The organism is Lachnoanaerobaculum sp., from assembly GCF_057250505.1.
In genome coordinates this window covers 46267-63028 of record NZ_DBHIEQ010000008.1, presented here as the reverse complement: position 1 = coordinate 63028, position 16762 = coordinate 46267, and the positions used below count along the sequence as shown (strand labels likewise).

Annotated in this window: 17 protein-coding genes; 4 read left to right on the top strand and 13 right to left on the bottom strand. The window is 40.2% G+C overall.

From position 1 onward, the window contains the following. Positions 1 to 271 precede the first annotated feature (271 nt). From ACO6FI_RS05125 to ACO6FI_RS05115, 3 genes are all read left to right on the top strand, one after another. Positions 272 to 553 carry an HU family DNA-binding protein gene (locus tag ACO6FI_RS05125; protein ID WP_485456405.1) on the top strand — a complete coding sequence of 94 codons (282 nt, stop codon included), beginning with the start codon at positions 272 to 274 and terminating at the stop codon, positions 551 to 553. Beyond that, a complete protein-coding gene (locus ACO6FI_RS05120; protein ID WP_485456404.1) occupies positions 553 to 792 on the top strand; it encodes an RNA-binding S4 domain-containing protein in 240 nt (79 codons plus the stop codon). The genes ACO6FI_RS05125 and ACO6FI_RS05120 overlap by 1 nt, the downstream gene beginning before the upstream one ends. Before the next feature lie 99 nt (positions 793 to 891). After that, positions 892 to 1770: a class I SAM-dependent methyltransferase gene (locus ACO6FI_RS05115; RefSeq protein WP_485456403.1), complete on the top strand. Its 879-nt coding sequence runs from the start codon at positions 892 to 894 to the stop codon at positions 1768 to 1770. Between the two features lie 42 nt (positions 1771 to 1812). On the opposite strand, the gene ACO6FI_RS05110 is transcribed toward ACO6FI_RS05115, so the two are convergent. From ACO6FI_RS05110 to ACO6FI_RS05085, 6 genes are all read right to left on the bottom strand, one after another. Then, on the bottom strand, positions 1813 to 3132 hold the full coding sequence (locus tag ACO6FI_RS05110; RefSeq protein ID WP_485456402.1) for an HAD-IIIA family hydrolase: 1320 nt from the start codon (positions 3130 to 3132) through the stop codon (positions 1813 to 1815). Continuing rightward, positions 3129 to 4088, bottom strand: coding sequence for a carbohydrate kinase family protein (locus ACO6FI_RS05105; RefSeq protein ID WP_485456401.1), 960 nt, complete (start codon positions 4086 to 4088; stop codon positions 3129 to 3131). The genes ACO6FI_RS05110 and ACO6FI_RS05105 overlap by 4 nt, the downstream gene beginning before the upstream one ends. Positions 4089 to 4127: 39 nt before the next feature. Beyond that, positions 4128 to 5534, bottom strand: a complete 1407-nt coding sequence (locus tag ACO6FI_RS05100) for a sodium-dependent transporter (RefSeq protein WP_485456400.1) — start codon at positions 5532 to 5534, stop codon at positions 4128 to 4130. Between the two features lie 206 nt (positions 5535 to 5740). Further along, positions 5741 to 6685 (bottom strand): peptide-methionine (R)-S-oxide reductase MsrB, encoded by a 945-nt coding sequence (msrB, locus tag ACO6FI_RS05095; RefSeq protein WP_485456399.1) that lies wholly within the window; start codon positions 6683 to 6685, stop codon positions 5741 to 5743. Positions 6686 to 6786: 101 nt separating this feature from the next. Next, positions 6787 to 7179: an RrF2 family transcriptional regulator gene (locus ACO6FI_RS05090; RefSeq protein WP_485456398.1), complete on the bottom strand. Its 393-nt coding sequence runs from the start codon at positions 7177 to 7179 to the stop codon at positions 6787 to 6789. 156 nt (positions 7180 to 7335) lie between these two features. Then, on the bottom strand, positions 7336 to 9438 hold the full coding sequence (locus ACO6FI_RS05085) for a flavocytochrome c (RefSeq protein WP_485456397.1): 2103 nt from the start codon (positions 9436 to 9438) through the stop codon (positions 7336 to 7338). 180 nt (positions 9439 to 9618) lie between these two features. On the opposite strand from ACO6FI_RS05085, the gene ACO6FI_RS05080 reads away from it, so the two are divergent. Continuing rightward, positions 9619 to 10563 (top strand): 3-hydroxyacyl-CoA dehydrogenase, encoded by a 945-nt coding sequence (locus ACO6FI_RS05080; RefSeq protein WP_485456396.1) that lies wholly within the window; start codon positions 9619 to 9621, stop codon positions 10561 to 10563. Positions 10564 to 10597: 34 nt separating this feature from the next. On the opposite strand, the gene ACO6FI_RS05075 is transcribed toward ACO6FI_RS05080, so the two are convergent. The 7 genes from ACO6FI_RS05075 to ACO6FI_RS05045 all read right to left on the bottom strand — a co-directional run bounded on the left by ACO6FI_RS05075 (position 10598) and on the right by ACO6FI_RS05045 (position 16710). Next, positions 10598 to 11563 (bottom strand): translation initiation factor 2, encoded by a 966-nt coding sequence (locus tag ACO6FI_RS05075; RefSeq protein WP_485456395.1) that lies wholly within the window; start codon positions 11561 to 11563, stop codon positions 10598 to 10600. Positions 11564 to 11578: 15 nt separating this feature from the next. After that, positions 11579 to 12016, bottom strand: a complete 438-nt coding sequence (locus ACO6FI_RS05070; RefSeq protein WP_124952321.1) for a DUF4869 domain-containing protein — start codon at positions 12014 to 12016, stop codon at positions 11579 to 11581. Positions 12017 to 12149: 133 nt separating this feature from the next. Beyond that, entirely contained in the window at positions 12150 to 12836 is a 687-nt protein-coding gene (locus ACO6FI_RS05065; RefSeq protein WP_485456394.1) for a hypothetical protein, read from the bottom strand. Positions 12837 to 12848: 12 nt separating this feature from the next. Beyond that, positions 12849 to 13736 carry a cell wall-binding protein gene (locus tag ACO6FI_RS05060; RefSeq protein WP_124952323.1) on the bottom strand — a complete coding sequence of 296 codons (888 nt, stop codon included), beginning with the start codon at positions 13734 to 13736 and terminating at the stop codon, positions 12849 to 12851. Between the two features lie 215 nt (positions 13737 to 13951). Beyond that, positions 13952 to 14821: an L-serine ammonia-lyase, iron-sulfur-dependent, subunit alpha gene (gene sdaAA / locus ACO6FI_RS05055; protein WP_485456393.1), complete on the bottom strand. Its 870-nt coding sequence runs from the start codon at positions 14819 to 14821 to the stop codon at positions 13952 to 13954. Positions 14822 to 14829: 8 nt separating this feature from the next. Continuing rightward, positions 14830 to 15495: an L-serine ammonia-lyase, iron-sulfur-dependent subunit beta gene (gene sdaAB / locus ACO6FI_RS05050; RefSeq protein WP_485456392.1), complete on the bottom strand. Its 666-nt coding sequence runs from the start codon at positions 15493 to 15495 to the stop codon at positions 14830 to 14832. 12 nt (positions 15496 to 15507) lie between these two features. Next, positions 15508 to 16710 (bottom strand): dicarboxylate/amino acid:cation symporter, encoded by a 1203-nt coding sequence (locus tag ACO6FI_RS05045; RefSeq protein WP_485456391.1) that lies wholly within the window; start codon positions 16708 to 16710, stop codon positions 15508 to 15510. Positions 16711 to 16762: the final 52 nt, after the last annotated feature.

Here is a 16762-nt window from a genome sequence, read left to right as displayed (position 1 = left end):
TTATATACACCCCCACAGGGTATATGTATAGTACAACAATTATTATGCTCTTGTCAACCAAAAATATATAATTTCTTAAAGTTAAATTGCATTATATCAAAAAAAGTCTTACAAAACGGCTTTTTTACTTTATTCTTCTTGACAAATGGTCTTAAACAGACTATAAATTTTATGTTATGAGTGGTGTTATGCCTCATAATAATTGCCGATTTTATTCGGCGACACTATTTTATTATAATGTTTTTTCAAGCATTATTTTTAGGAGGAAAAAATGAATAGAACAGAGTTAATCGATGCTATGGCTAAGAAGATGGGCGATTCCGCTACAAAGAAGGAAGCTGAAGCAGCTCTTAAGGCTTTTGTAGACGTTGTTACAGAAGAACTTGCAAAGAATGAAAAAATCCAGCTTGTTGGTTTCGGAACATTTGAGACATCTGTAAGACCTGAGAGAGAGGGTAGAAACCCTAGAACCGGTGAAACAATGAAGATCGCTGAGAGCGTAGTTCCTAAGTTCAAGCCGGGTAAGGCACTAAAGGATGCTGTTAATAACTAATGCGTATTGACAAATTTTTAAAAGTTTCAAGAATAATAAAAAGACGCACAATAGCCAATGAAGCATGTGATGCAGGCAGAGTTCTTATAAACGACAAAGTAATCAAAGCATCAGCTGAAGTAAAAGTTGGAGATATTGTAGAAGTATTATTCGGTGGTAAGTCTGTAAAGGTAGAGGTTCTTTCACTGAAGGAAACCACTAAAAAAGGTGAGGCACAGGAATTATTTAAATATCTTTAGTAAATAGCCGGCTTGTCCGGCACAGACAATGCCGTATGGGTTTTACCAAACGGCATTTTTATTTTATATAACAATAAATTTATTTTAGGAAGAAATATTATGTGGATTGCAGATAATTGGAAGGACTATGAAATACTGGATACTTCAAACGGCGAAAAGCTTGAAAGGTGGGGAGATTATATACTTGTAAGACCGGACCCTCAGGTACTTTGGAATACGGGACATGAACACCCTGCATGGAAAAAGAAAAACGGTCACTACCACAGAAGCAAGGCCGGCGGCGGACATTGGGAGTTTTTCAATCTTCCGAACACATGGAGTATCGACTATGAACTTCCTTCATCAAAGATAACATTTAATCTGAAACCTTTTACATTCAAGCATACAGGCGTTTTCCCCGAACAGGCGACCAACTGGGACTTTGGCTACAACATGATAAAAAACGCAGGCAGAGAGATAAAAGTGCTCAATCTGTTTGCCTATACAGGCGGAGCCACATTGGCTGCATCCGCTGCCGGGGCTTCGGTTACACATGTGGATGCAAGCAAGGGTATGGTAGGTTGGGCAAAGGAAAATATGATAAGCTCCAATCTTTCAAATGCTCCTATCAGATGGCTTGTAGACGACTGTATCAAGTTCGTTCAAAGAGAAATAAGACGCGGTAACACATATGACGCTATAATAATGGATCCGCCTTCATACGGCAGAGGTCCAAAGGGTGAGATATGGAAGATAGAGGACTCAATATATGACTTTATAAAGCTTACAACAAAGCTTTTAAGTAAAGACCCTCTCTTCTTTCTTATAAACTCATATACCACAGGACTTGCGCCGGGTGTACTTACCTATATGATGCAAAAATCACTTGAAGAAAATAATCTTCCGAAAGCGCATATTGAAGCTATGGAGATAGGACTTCGCGTAAACAAATCCGAATATATATTGCCGTGCGGTGCAAGTGCCAGATGCACCTGGTAATATTGCAGATAAAAAAGGGGCTGTTATGATAGCCCCTTTAAATTATTTCATATCTTTTATTATCTTTTCTACGGCGTCAAGTAAATCCTTCGCCTCAATATCACAGCTTCTGTCATACTTGCCGTCATTTCCTGCAAATCCCGTATCCACAAGTACAGACTTAACACCTGCATTTCTTGCCAATTCAAGATCCATTGTAGAATCTCCCACCATATATGACTTGGACAAATCAATATTGTACTTATCTACCGCCTCATTTATCATACCGGTCTTAGGCTTTCTGCAATCACAGTCAAACTTAAGCTCAGGCACCTCTCCTTCAAATCCCTTATCAGGATGATGCGGACAATAGAAAATATCATCCACAAAAGCTCCCTTTTCACCTAAAAGAGTCTTTAACTTGTTGTGAATATTGTGAAGTTCCTCAAAACTGCATTCACCTCTTGCAATTACAGGCTGGTTTGTAATAACTATCGCCAATGCGCCGCTCTTATTGATAGCCTTTATGGCCTCAATTGTTCCGGGAATCAACTCAAGGCCGTCAGCATTTGAGATAAATCCCTTTGAAACATTCATAGTGCCGTCTCTGTCAAGGAATATGGCTCTTTGCCTGTTCTTAAGATTTTTGGATGCAATAAGGCCGTTTTTAAGTTCTTCCACAGTAGCATTGATTCTGTCTACGGTACCCACATCCTTCACATACTCAGGTGAATGGTAGGCATAGATATTTGCTCCGTTTTTTACCTGATTTGCCAAGATATCCTTTTCAAAGTCAATCTTTACAGGCTCCCCTACAAGTTCAAGCAACTCTCTGTTTATAACATACATACCGGCATTGACCATATTGTCATACCAGTAATCTCTTACATTATTTTTTGAATCAAATCCTATAACCTTACCGTTATCATCAGTCTGTATAAGATCCGAATCATAAGGATGTCCGTTCGGATGCGCCAGCAGTGTTGTAAGTGCTTCATTTTTGAAATGGAAGTCCTCCATTCTGTCAAAATCAATATCAAAGAACACATCACCGAATACAAGCAAAAAATCCTTTGCATCCGTCTTATCCTTAAGATAGTAGAATGCACCTGCAGTACCGAGAGGCTCTTTTTCTACAATGTAATCGATATCAACACCGAAATCCTTGCCGTCCTTAAAGTGATCCATAATCTTTTCACCCAAATGTCCGACAATCATTATAATCTTTTTGATACCGTATTCTTTCAGCTTTTCAACCTGATACTCAAGCAGCGGCTTACCGTCTACCGGCACCATAGGCTTTGGAATCTCGTCATTTGTTATACTGCGAAGTCTGCTGCCCTTTCCCCCTGCCATAATAACCGCAACATCTATTTTTTTCATTTATTCAACCTCTCTACAACTTCTTCAAATGTAGGGATACTTACAATACCGCCTCTTTTTTCCACACACAGACTTGCAACAGCATTTCCGTATCTTGCTATATCATACATCTGACTTGTGGTAATATCGTCCAAGCTGACATCTTCACTCAAAAATCTTGCCAAGAGTCCGCCCCAGAACGAATCTCCGGCACCTGTGGTGTCGACAACCGTACTCTTAAATCCCGGCACCTCAACATATCCTGAAGCCGATACCACAAGAGCACCCTTAGCTCCAAGAGTCACTACGGCAAGCTTTACTCCGTTTTCTATCAGATACTTTCCTGCCTCAAGCGGATCGCTATACGGTGTCAAAAGCGCAGTCTCCTCATCCGATATCTTCATAACATCGGTAAACTGTACCATAAGTCTCATCATCTCCATGGCCTTATCCACATTCTCCCAAAGCGGAGCACGGTAGTTCGGGTCGTAGGATATAATAGCACCTGCATCCTTTGCAATCTTTACAGCTTCAAATGTGGCAGTTCTTGCAGGCTCATCCGTAAGTGAAAGTGAACCCACATGAAAAATCTTTGTATCTGCAAGCATATCCTTATTTATCTCATCTATGGAAAGCCTTGTGTCCGCTCCAGGCTTTCTTGCAAAAGAAAATCCCCTGTCTCCCGTTATAGAAAGGCTTACAAATGCAAGAGTTGTAAAAACTGAAGGGTCGGTAATCAAACCGCTTGTATCAATAGGCACACCCTCCAATGTACTTCTCAAAAAATCTCCGTGCATATCCGCACCTATTTTCCCTATAAACGCCGTCTTAAGACCTGATCTTGATACCGCGGTCAGCATATTCGCAGGCGCACCGCCCGGATTTTGCTCAAAAAGCTTCATTCCTGCAGGTGAAAGACCTGCAGGTGTAAAATCAATCAACAGCTCGCCCAATGCAACTACATCCCAATTCTTCATCACATAACTCCATTCTTTTATTACACTTCAAAAGCTAAATCACAGACTTATAACTCCCAAAGTATTGAGTATGGCGCTAACCAATATAATAATCAAAAATACCGGTGCAAACACTCTCATTACTATATTATACATACTTTTTCTCTTAAATGCAGAAGAATATGATATTTCCTCCGCAATTTTTTTCAATGTGATAATCCTCACCACAAGATAGCAGGTGGCAAGAGCCGCTATCGGCATCATTATAGAGTTGGTAAGGAAATCAAGGAAATCCAAAATAGGCATTTTAAAAATCTTTACAAAATCAAGTATACCGTAACCTGCAGCCGATGAGCCGCCTACAAATACCATTATAACAGCCATCAAAATGACTGATTTATTTCTGCTTAAGTTAAGCTCATCACAGAATGTGGAAATACTAGTCTCCACAAGCGAAATGGCACTTGTAAGAGCCGCCAAAAGCACAAGTAAGAAAAATCCTATACCTGCAATCCTTCCTGCACCCATACTCTCAAACACCTTAGGAAGTGTAATGAACATAAGTGAAGGTCCCGCCTTAAGCTTATCAGGGTCACCGCCCGAAAAAGCAAATACGGCAGGTATAACCATCAGTCCTGCAAGTACCGCAACACCTGTATCCACCATCTCCACTCTGGAAGTGGAAATCTCAACATCCACATCCTTTGTCAGATATGAACCGTAGGTATATAGAATGCCCATCGCGATGGAAAGTGAATAAAACATCTGTCCAAGTGCCGCAACCACAGTCATCAGTGAAAAATTGTGGAAGTTCGGCACAAAGAAATACTTCACACCTGCCATCGCACCCGGTCTTGTAACCGAATAAAGCGCTACCACTATCGCAAGTATTATAAGAAGAGGCATCATTATCTTTGATACCCTCTCAATTCCCTGCTCCACGCCTCCAAGTATTACTACAAAGGTTGCAAGAGCAAATATCACAAACCAAAAGAAAACCACCTTTGTATCGCCTATAAAACTGCCAAAATACCCGTCGGCTGCAAGTCCGTCCACATTGCCCTTTATATACTCTACAAGATATTTTACGACCCAACCACCTATAACACTGTAGTAAGGCACTATCAGCACCGGTACTATCGCATTTATAAAGCCGCCCACTTTTAAAATCTTGCTGTTTCCAAAATAATTGAACGCGCCTATAGCACTTCTTTTTGTCATCCTGCCTATGGTAGTCTCGGACATAATCATTGCATACCCGAATGTCAATGTCAGTATCAGATATGTAAGCAAAAACATTCCGCCGCCGTACTTTGCAGCCAAATACGGAAACCGCCAAATATTACCAAGTCCCACCGCAGATCCTGCAACAGCCAATATATAACCCAGTCCGCCTGAGAAGTTTGCCCTCTTCTCACCTGTATTTTCTATACTAGTCTCTTCCCCGTACTTAAAATTGTCAGTCATATCTCTCCCCTTTACTTTTCTTTGCTAAGACTAACATTTTAATATTCTTTTTACAAGGAAAATTTATTGCAAATTCATTTCAAAGTACCGTCCGCTTCACTTCTTTTATCCATATTTTCATATATGTTTTACAAAGATTTTATACAAAACTATCATAATAGAAGCTTCACCTTTAAATCTAAGTGAAGCTTCTTTCAGTATTTTTGTTATTCTACATATTTTTTCAAATATCCATAGCCCTCTTCGTCCATTTTATCAAGAGGAATGAAACGAAGTGCAGCCGAATTGATACAGTATCTTAGACCTCCAAGCTCACTCGGACCGTCATCAAATACATGACCGAGATGAGCGTCGGCCGCATTACTTCTGACCTCAATCCTTCTTCTGCCAAGGCTTAAATCCTCACTGTACTTCACCAAATCCTTTTGTATCGGCTTTGAAAAGCTTGGCCAGCCGCAACCCGACTCAAACTTATCTGTAGAGAAAAACAGCGGCTCACCTGATGTGATGTCCACATAGATACCTCTTTCAAAGTTTGAATCAAACTCATTGTCAAAAGGTCTCTCCGTAGCCGCATTCACAGTGACATCATACTGAAGCGGCGTCAAGCTCTCCCTAAGTTCCTCATCGTTTTTTCTTTTATATTTTTCACTTCTTACTATCGGTTCATCTGCCAAATCCAAATTGATGTGACAGTATCCGTTCGGATTCTTATCCAGATAGTCCTGATGGTACTCCTCCGCACTGTAGAAGTTTTCTATCGGCAATACTTCTACAGCAATCTTTTCATTGTACTTTCTTTGCTCTCTTTCTATAGCGGCCTTTATCACAGGCAACTGATTCTCATCCGTATAGTATATTCCGGTTCTGTACTGTGTCCCCACATCATTGCCCTGCTTATTCACGCTGACAGGATCAATTATCCTGAAATAATATATAAGCAAATCTTCAAGACTGATAACCTCATCATCAAAATCCACCTTCACAGTCTCCGCATGCCCCGTATCATGTCGGCACACGTCCTCATAGCTCGGATTTTCGGTCCTGCCGTTGACATATCCGCAGGTAGTACCCTTAACACCCTCAATTCTTTTAAAGTAGCCTTCCACGCCCCAAAAGCAACCGCCGGCAAAAAACACTTCTTTTATCATATACTATCTCCTCATCAAAATATCTTTAATAATTGTATCACCATTTCATATATTTGCAATTATATTTTTTACAATCTTTTCTGTTTTAAAAAAGGATAAACCTATAAAAGCTTATCCAAAGTAGTCGTCTGCAATTCTCTGTTAAGTGAGCTCTGTATTCTGTTGAATTCCTTGTTCAAAATACACTCGCCACATCTGTTATTTATACAGTCATATCCTTCTCTGACACATTCCGTTATACTCATATCTTCACCTAATGCAACACAAATATCATATAGTGTCGTATTGGATAAATCACATTTTAAGTAGTAGCCTCCGTTTACTCCTCTCATACTCCCTATAAGCTTTGACTTCAGTAAACTGTTCAGTACCTTATATGTAATGGCCTGCGGTAAATGCTCCTTCTTTGCAACCTCAGATGCGGAAACCTTTGCACCGCCTTTTAAAGCCCTCACCACTCTTACTGCATAGTCCATTTCTCTAGTAATCAGCATTAGTCCCCCTAAATATAATTTGGTGTAAAAACTATTTTAATACATAAATACTAGCATAAAGCCGATTTTTTTTCTATTATATTTTATAATTTTTTATGTTTATAGTAAAGAATTGTAAAAAGCCGATACCCTTTCGGATACCGACTTTATATTCATTTACTGCAACTTGGCACTGTTTATAGCATCTGTAATTCCTTTAGATGTTACGGATGCTCCTGAAACATTGTCAACTTCGAACTTACCGCTCTTTTGCATACCTTTTTTGATCTTATTGATAGCTTTACCACCTATTTCGGCTGTCTCCTTAGGACCTGAAATCTCAAGGTCGTTTACTATACCCTTTTTGACTGTGAAGGTAACTTCTATATCACCGCCGAAGCCCTTAGCGCTGCCCTTATATGATCCGTCCTTAAGCTTGGTCTTTATATCCTTGGCTACAAAGTTTGCATCTTCAGTCTGCGCCGTTATAGTTCTCTCAGTGTTTCCACCGTTGTCAAGCACATACTTGTTTGCACTGTCACCTGCAATTCTGCCGAATACTACTATGTCTGTTACAGCATTTCCACCAAGTCTGTTGGCACCGTGTACTCCACCTACGACCTCACCTGCCGCAAAGAATCCCGGAATAACACTTCCGTCTTCCTTAAGTACCTGAGTTTCCTTATTTATCTTTACACCGCCCATAGTATGATGTACTGCCGGCTTTGCCTTACCTGCAAAATACGGTGGCTTTGTTAAAGGTACTTCCATACTCTTTCTGCCGAACTCGCTGTCCTTACCTACAGCCTGCATTGCCGCATACTCCTGCATAGTGGCTACAAGATTAGCTTCATTAACACCTGTCTTTTGAGCCAGCTCTTCAATGCTGTTTGCCTCTACAATGATTCCCTCATTGATATACTTTTCTATAGCTGAAAGTGACTCTCTTACAGCCGTATCAAATACAAGCCAGCTCTCACCGTTTGGCTGAGCCATAATAGCTGCAGAAACAACATCTCTTGTATCAAGCTCATTGACAAAACGCTTTCCGTCATCGTTTACAAGAATTGCACCGTTACCGCGCACACCCTCAGTGTACATAGTTGCAGTGTCAGGATTTACAGTCGGATGTGTCTGAATCTGTTCAATATCTGTAAGTCCCGCTCCAAGCTCGGTTGCCATCTCAATACCGTCACCTGTTGCACCTACATGATTGGTGGTAATAAACCCTTCAAGCTGTGGTGCATATTTTGCAACCATCTGAGGATTTGCACCGAAACCTCCTGTAGCAAGCACTACCGCCTTTGTATTTATAACGAAGACTCCGTTCTCATCTTCCGCCTCTACACCTGTTATCTTGCTGTCCTTATCTGCAAAGATTTTGGTTGCCTTAGTCTCCAACAAAACAGGTACACCCAGTTCATCGAGTTTTGCATTAAGTGTCTTTACAAGCATCGGTCCTACAGCGGATGTATCACTCGGTCTGTGTATTCTCTTCACGCTTGCACCGCCGAACTGTCCCACTACGGAAAGGTCGCCGCCTATAGAATTAACCCAATCTACAGCCGATGCGGAATTTTCCACCAAAGTCCTTACAAGTTCCGGGTCGTTCAGATTCTTTCCGCCCTTCATAGTATCCTGATAGAAAAGTTCATTACTGTCTTCTATACCGTCTCGCTTCTGATACTGAGTCTCTGAAGCGTTCAATCCGCCTGTAGCTCTTACGGTATTACCGCCTGTAATAGGCATTTTTTCCAATATAACCACATTTGTGGCACCTTTTTGTGCAGCCTCTATTGCAGCACTCATTCCAGCACCTCCGGCACCTATTACTACAATATCTGCCGACTGCGGTTTTCTTTCACCCTTTACCTCTTTGCCTTGAGCTTTCAGCAAAGCTTTCTTCAGTGCATGCTTTAATCCGCTTGATGTAATCGTCGCACCGCTGACAGAATCAAACTCGGTATCTAAATTTGCCTTCATCTGCTCATTCAGCTTTTGTATAGCGGCTCCACCTATATCCGGAGTCTCACTTTTTCCTTCAAATGAAATATTTTCAATTCCGTTGTCTCCCACTTTTACTGTGGCTCTTACATTGCCGCCAAAGCCATTATCTGCGGCTGAATATGTACCTGCAATATACTTTGTATTGTCTTTTATGTACTTTCTTACACCGTCAGTAACAGGGAAAGCTATTATAATAGTAATAACAGCAGCCAATACCATCAAAAAGAGCCCAACTACATTGCCCTTGTTCTTATTTGTTGGTTGCTTACCCATCCATTTCCTCCTTGAAACTCTCAAAAATTACTCTGATATTATAAAAGAAAGTTAAAAAACTATCAATAAATTTTTTTAATAAAATATAATATCGGCTTTTATTTTATTTTTTAGGTGTTATAATAAATTTTATACAATTAAATATCGCGGTGATATTTATTATTTCAATAAGGAGGCAATATGAAAAATATAACAGTTGCAGGTGGCGGTGTACTTGGCTCACAGATAGCATTTCAGACCGCTTTTTGCGGATTTAACGTAAAGATATGGCTTAGAAGTGAAGAGTCCATAGGAAGAACAAAGCCGAAGTTGGACAGATTATATAATATCTATAAGACAACACTTAATGCGGCAAAGAAAGAGCTCGGCACGGGAAAGGTATTTCCAAGAGGTTTAATCACAGATTCCTCTAAAGTTACCGAAGCGGACATAGATAAACTTTTGGAGGCTGTCGATAAGGCTTATAATGAGATAAAACTTACTACAAGCCTTGAAGAAGCTTGTAAGGATGCCGACCTTATAATCGAGAGTATGGCTGAAAATCCTGAAGCCAAGGTGGCATTCTATAAGTCTCTTGATCCACATCTTGAAGCAAAGACTATAGTTGCCACCAACTCTTCAAGTATGGTTCCAAGTCAATTCCGTGAATATCTGAGCAGGCCGCAACAATATCTTGCAATTCACTTTGCAAATAATATCTGGATCAGCAATACTGCCGAAATCATGGGACACAACACCACATCAAAGGACGCTTATGAAGCTGTAGCAAAGTTTGCATCAGACATCAAGATGATTCCTCTTCGTCTTATGAAGGAACAGCCTGGATATATACTGAACTCAATGCTTATACCTTTCCTTAATGCAGGTCAAATGCTGCTTGCAAATGAGGTGGCAGACCCTGCTACCATCGACCTCACATGGAGACTCGGTACAGGCTCACCATACGGTCCGTTCCAAATCCTTGATATTGTAGGCCTTAACACCGCCCTTAATATAGTATCAAACAATCCGCTCTCAAAAGACCCGACTACCATACAGGGCAAGATAAAATCAATCCTTGAAAAGTATATTTCTGAAGGCAAAACCGGAGTAAATGCAGGGGAAGGATTCTATAAGTATAATTAAAAATAAGGGGGCGTAAGCCCCCCTGAACGGTTTATTAAATTAAATTGATATGTTCCATCTTTTCAAGAATTGCTTTTTTAACCGGATCTGTCAAATAAGCTGAGTTTAAATTCTTTTTCTTATATGCCATGTAGCTGTCTTTTGTCATATCTATTAAAACAGCAGTAAAAAATCTCTCCCAGCTGAAATACTCTTTAGATTCTATAAAATCTGAAGGACTCTCCAATATCCTACTCAACATAGAATTTCTTACTATTCCGGATAACAGCACTAACCATTCAAATGATTCGGGTAAATATATTGCTATTCCTTTCTTCTCACTTATCAGCTCTGTTACTCTGTGCATTTCCGAACCGAATGCTGCACCATCCGCTATTACAAGAGTATTTTCACTACCGTGCGAATTCAAATACTGAAAAATATTCGATTTGCCGTTTAAACTCTCACATCTTAAATGTGTGTCATCGCATATGTTTTTAAAAAACTGGTACCCTGAATTACTGTCTTCAGTCACAACAATATCAGGATTTATTGACCCTTTATATATATCTGCACCATAGATTCTGTAAAACTCATTAAACTTCTGCTCAAGCCTTCCATACTTTCCTGAAGTTTTTATACCATATATCTCCTCTACACTATATGGTAGAGCAGGCAAAGACTCCCTTGTTACAATGACATAATAATTATCTGTATCTTGAATAAACTTTGAAAACTCTATTGTTTTTATGAATTCATTTCCTTCATCAATAAATACTATACTGTCTGAAACAGCTGCCAGCTGTTCCTTCCACAATGTACCGTCAAGTACAAAACATTTTTTATCACATACCAAATCAACGGATGTTCCGGAAGGATTGTTTACCGCTTCCCTAATCATATCAACTAATGTAGTCTTACCGGTCGCGCTGTCTCCTTGGATAATTGTTATATTTCTCCTTATCTCAAAGTCGTATTTCAGACGCTTTGTAGATACAATAACTCTATGCTTCCCTTTCATAATATCACGTCTTTTCTATACAAATTCGCCTGCTATACTTACAAGTTCCATTTTTGTATGTACTATTTGGTTTGTGTTCAATATCAATATATCAAATCCTTCTTTGCCGAAGTCCATCAAATGGTGCAGATTGATTGTCCTGTCTTCTTTCTCTGCAATCTTTAAAAACCATTTAGCACAATTATCACCACAGGTAGATGCATTAAATATCTTATCTTTTTCAAATTTAACCAAGATTAGTGTTTTCACACCGCCTGATAAGCCTGTTGGAGGTATTTTGCCTAATACGGGGCTGTCTATCACTCCACTGTCTAAAACAACCGACTTATCTACATCATAAATCATCTCTTTTACAAACGGATCCACTATCCAATCATCTTCGTAATCATACTTAAAATAAGATGCTGTATTATAAATAGACTCTTTCATATCTCCGTAAAAAATTTTCAGCATAATCCACCTTCCAAACCTCAAATAATTCTAAAACCAATCTCAGTATACAAATTATATCGTCGGAATACAATATTTTAAACCTAAAAAGACTGCCACCCTATGCCTTTCATAAGGTGACAGTCTATTAAATTTACTATCTAAGATGTGCGCTGCCTGCAGGATACAGACCTGCTTCAGCCAATAAATCCTCCATGGTCTTATAGCCTCTTTCAGCTATTCTTGCTTGACGTGCCGCATCTTCTGCAGCAATTCTTGCATCTTGGTCGGCCTTTCTAAGTGCTTCATATCTCTCAGCATCGGCATCTATTCCTATCATATCACTGCCGCCACAATTATATGCGTTAGCCTTATTGTATCCGAGACCTTCCAAACTTTTTAAGGTGGCTTCACTTAGAGTCTCCAGATATTCATGTTCTCCACTTCCATACCTTATTTTATCCATGGATATCTTAATACCCCTGTACATATCTCCGTCCGATAACTCTCTTCCGTAAGTACCGCTACCCTTTGTGTCATCTAAAAAACTGTAAAGCAATTTATCAGGCATAAAATTAGGCTTATTACAAATCAAACCTGTAATCATTTTGCCGTTCGCATCAACATAATATTCATTATCGTGATCTATTATGAGTGCACTCTTTACAAGTTGACCGTCCCTATAATATCCCCACTGATTGTCGGCACCCAACTTCCAATTATCATCGAATATCTTTCCGTCATTCAATACGCTGTTATAATCAACATCCGCATATGAACATATAGGCATAGATAACGCCATTATACATACTGCAGCTACCACTTTATTAAGCAATCTTTTCATCTTTTACTCCTATTAATATAGTCCCCTCATCATATCTTCAGTAACTTGGCTCATATCACCTGAAATGTACGGATGTGTGCCGAATCCGCAGCCGTATCCCATAGCATCGGCATATCCTGTTTTACCGTCCATATTTACAATACACCATTGGTGAGTCCACTGATTCGGATTGGCATGTTCCCAATCGTATCCCATAAAGTCAAGTACTCTTCCAAGCGCTCTGGCACCGCCTGCACAAGTATATACACCTGCAATAAATACTCCGTACGGTCCTCTGTAATATTTGTTGGCATCGGTTCCGTATGTGTTATGTAAATTATATTCTCTGTATATTATTGATGCGGCCTTTCTTATCTTAGCCAAATCGGTGGTAAGAGAATTATCCGATAAAACTCTTGTAGCAATATTCCTTGCTACCGCATCAGCCTGATTTGCCTGCTCCTGTGTACAATATTTATAATAGTCATGCTTTCCGAGGCTGCTTGCGGCTCTTGCTTCATCAAGTGTAACTTGTTTTTGAGATGTTGCCGAACTGTTTCCCGAAATCCACGCTCCGTCTGCACCTACCTGATATCCGTCAGGTGTAGTGGTATTTGTCAACATTCCGCCGTTTGAACCGAGATAATAATTACCTACCCAGCAGTTTGACGCCATTTTGCCGCCGTCATCAAAGTAGTACCATGTACCCTTGATGTCCTTCCATCCGGTAGTCATAAAGCCGCCTGAATTAAGATAGTACCACGCACCCGAGTCATTAATCCATTCATCCTGTACTGCATACTGATAATCTTTCGTATAGCGCCAGTTTGACCCCTCTTTGTACCATTGACCTGCAAATGCGGTGGAAGCTGTCGATATCGCAGTTGCCACCAATATTGTACCGAAAGCCAATTTTTTCATCACAAAACCTCCTTTAAGTGTTTTATGTGCAGATAGTTAATTAAATATAACTATTGTTTAATATTGTCTTAATTATAGATACAAATTTTATTAAAATCAATACCATATACAAAGAATAATTTACATAAATATTGTTTATGTTGATTTTTAGATTATTGCTTAAAAAATACCGACGCCCTGTCTAAGGCGTCGGTCATATATTCTAATACTTTATTTTACCCACACATCCCGCAGGCTTCACAGGCACTCTTTGTGACTGCGCAACCTCCAAGAGCGGTTTCTCTGAGTTCTACAGGCATTCTCTTGCCTACTCTATACATTGTGTCAAGCATCTCATCAAAAGGAATGAGCTGTGTAATACCTGCAAGTGCCATATCGGTTGCCACAAGCGCGTTGGCCACACCTGAGGCGTTACGGTTTTGACACGGGTACTCCACCAGTCCTCCTACAGGGTCACATACAAGTCCGAGCATATTCATAAGGACTGTTGACGCGGCATCAAGACTCTGCCTCGGTGTACCTCCCATCAGCTCCACGGCACCTGCCGCAGCCATAGCAGAGGCAACACCCATCTCCGCCTGACAACCTCCTACCGCACCTGCAACCGTGGCGTTTCTCATTGCGAGGTAGCCTATTGCACCTGTAGCAAACAGTGCATCCGTTATCTTTTCGTCCGAAAATGAATACACATCCTGCATTGCCAACAAAAGACCCGGTACCACACCTGATGAACCTGCTGTAGGCGCGGCAACAATAAGTCCCATTGATGCGTTGCACTCAAGTACCGCCATGGCATACATCATGCCCCTGCTTAGTACGGAGCTGCTGATATTTTTCTTTGCCTCTCTGTAATCACTGAGTTTTTTTGCTTCTCCGCCTATCAGACCTCCCATTGATTTCATAGGTGTGTTGATAGGCATTGTTGCGGAATCTCTCATGATTTGAAGGACTCTTTTCATCTTTTCTTTTATCTCTTCTTTTGAGCTTGTACTCTCATCGCATTCCCTCTGCTTCATCACCTCGGAAATGGACATTTTATTATTATCACAAAGCTCTAAAAGTTCTTTTGCATTGCTAAAATCCATAATATCTCCTACTGAACTATCATCACCTGTGATATATATTCGTTCTTATATAAGTCGTCTTTTACAGTCTTTGGAATAGACTCGTCAGACTCTATAATGGTATAAGCTCTATTGCCCTTTGACTCTCTGTAGAGCTTCATAAATGCGATATTGATATTGTGTTCGCAAAGTATCTTGGTGATATACGCTATTACTCCCGGTCTGTCCTTATGTACAAGTACAATAGCACTGTATTCGCCGGAGAAGTCTATATCCACCTCTCCTATCTTTACTATCCTTACCTTTCCGCCGCCAAGTGACTCACCTCTTACTGTTACGCTTCTGCCTTCTTCATCCTCCATACATACATCTACGGTATTCGGATGAATATCTGTCACCTCACTGTTCGGTGTAAACTTATATTCAATACCTCTTTCCTTCGCAATGTTGAATGAGTCACGGATTCTTACATCATCCGTCCCAAATCCCATAAGACCGCCAAGAAGTGCTCTGTCTGTTCCGTGACCCTTATATGTTTTTGCAAAAGAGCCGTACAGAATGAACTCCACTTTTTTCGGCTTACCTCCAAGCATCTTTCTTGCCAAAAAAGCTATCACACATGCCCCCGCTGTATGTGAGCTGCTGGGACCTATCATGTTCGGACCAAGCACATCAAAAACGCTAATAAACGGCATATCTATCTCCTACTACTTTTTCAATATAAACTTCTGATATATTGCCTCTACAACCACACCTATAGCATTGTCACCTGATACATTACAAGCTGTTCCGAATGAATCCTGTGTAATATAAAGCGCTACCATAAGAGCGCATATAGGTCCGTCTGTATTTCCCAAATCTTTTCCGAAAATCATATAAAGGAAAGGAAGTGCAGTCATTATAGAACCGCCCGGCGCTCCCGGAGATGCCACCATTGCAATACCCAAAGTCATGATAAACGGAACTACCGTATGGAATCCTATCGGAATCTCATTCATCAAACATACCGCTGTGGCACATGCAACTATAGTAATCATTGATCCCGCCATATGTATATTTGCACAAAGCGGTACTACAAAGTTTCTTATCTCCTCACTTACACCGTCATTCTTTGCACACTCAAGGTTTACAGGAATTGTTGCTGCAGATGACTGTGTTCCGATAGCTGTAGTATATGCAGGAATCTGATTCTTGATAAGTACAAAAGGATTCTTCTTGCTTATTGCACCTGCCACTGCAAACTGTATTGTTATTATAATCAAATGCATTATTATAACAACAAGGAATACCTTCCAAAGGATACCGAGAATAACAAATGTTCTGCCCGACTTTGTCATATCTACAAATGTACCGCAGATAAACAGTGGAAGAAGCGGAATTATTGCCTTGTGAAGTACCTTGTCAATGATTGTTGAAAAGTCCTTAAAGCTGTTATAAAGTGTATCTCCTATTTCTTTTCCTCGCATTGCAGACATACACAGTCCAAGTATGAATGCAAGTACCACTGCCGACAATGTATCTATTACAGGCGGAAGTGCTATAGAGAAGAACGAATCAACTGAATTTCCCGCCGTAGCTTCTATCTGTGCAAGCGCATCCGAACTTATAAAGTTTGGAAAAAGTGTTGATGATACAAAATATGAACCTGAACCTGCTACAAGTGTAGATCCGTATGCAATCAACACTGTAATAAGCAGAAGCTTTCCGGCTCCCTGTGACAAGTCCGCAATACCCATAGTAACATAAGCCAGAATCATAAGAGGAATTACGAACTTAAGGAATGAACCGAAAATTCCGGACAATGTTACTACAAACCTACATACGCTCTCCGGCAAAAATTGGCCGATCAAAATACCTATAACAATAGCGATGATCAGCTTCGGCACTAGGCCGATTTCATGTTTTTTCATTTAATTTTCCCTCCTAAAACATGTACATACTCATTTCTGTTATTATTATTTT

Bases quoted from the DNA above. Each gene is read 5' to 3' on its own strand.
- ACO6FI_RS05125 (WP_485456405.1), top strand. From the start codon at position 272: ATGAATAGAACAGAGTTAATCGATGCTATGGCTAAGAAGATGGGCGAT.
- ACO6FI_RS05120 (WP_485456404.1), top strand. From the start codon at position 553: ATGCGTATTGACAAATTTTTAAAAGTTTCAAGAATAATAAAAAGACGC.
- ACO6FI_RS05115 (WP_485456403.1), top strand. From the start codon at position 892: ATGTGGATTGCAGATAATTGGAAGGACTATGAAATACTGGATACTTCA.
- ACO6FI_RS05110 (WP_485456402.1), bottom strand. From the start codon at position 3,132: ATGAAAAAAATAGATGTTGCGGTTATTATGGCAGGGGGAAAGGGCAGC.
- ACO6FI_RS05105 (WP_485456401.1), bottom strand. From the start codon at position 4,088: ATGAAGAATTGGGATGTAGTTGCATTGGGCGAGCTGTTGATTGATTTT.
- ACO6FI_RS05100 (WP_485456400.1), bottom strand. From the start codon at position 5,534: ATGACTGACAATTTTAAGTACGGGGAAGAGACTAGTATAGAAAATACA.
- msrB (WP_485456399.1), bottom strand. From the start codon at position 6,685: ATGATAAAAGAAGTGTTTTTTGCCGGCGGTTGCTTTTGGGGCGTGGAA.
- ACO6FI_RS05090 (WP_485456398.1), bottom strand. From the start codon at position 7,179: ATGCTGATTACTAGAGAAATGGACTATGCAGTAAGAGTGGTGAGGGCT.
- ACO6FI_RS05085 (WP_485456397.1), bottom strand. From the start codon at position 9,438: ATGGGTAAGCAACCAACAAATAAGAACAAGGGCAATGTAGTTGGGCTC.
- ACO6FI_RS05080 (WP_485456396.1), top strand. From the start codon at position 9,619: ATGAAAAATATAACAGTTGCAGGTGGCGGTGTACTTGGCTCACAGATA.
- ACO6FI_RS05075 (WP_485456395.1), bottom strand. From the start codon at position 11,563: ATGAAAGGGAAGCATAGAGTTATTGTATCTACAAAGCGTCTGAAATAC.
- ACO6FI_RS05070 (WP_124952321.1), bottom strand. From the start codon at position 12,016: ATGCTGAAAATTTTTTACGGAGATATGAAAGAGTCTATTTATAATACA.
- ACO6FI_RS05065 (WP_485456394.1), bottom strand. From the start codon at position 12,836: ATGAAAAGATTGCTTAATAAAGTGGTAGCTGCAGTATGTATAATGGCG.
- ACO6FI_RS05060 (WP_124952323.1), bottom strand. From the start codon at position 13,736: ATGAAAAAATTGGCTTTCGGTACAATATTGGTGGCAACTGCGATATCG.
- sdaAA (WP_485456393.1), bottom strand. From the start codon at position 14,821: ATGGATTTTAGCAATGCAAAAGAACTTTTAGAGCTTTGTGATAATAAT.
- sdaAB (WP_485456392.1), bottom strand. From the start codon at position 15,495: ATGCCGTTTATTAGCGTTTTTGATGTGCTTGGTCCGAACATGATAGGT.
- ACO6FI_RS05045 (WP_485456391.1), bottom strand. From the start codon at position 16,710: ATGAAAAAACATGAAATCGGCCTAGTGCCGAAGCTGATCATCGCTATT.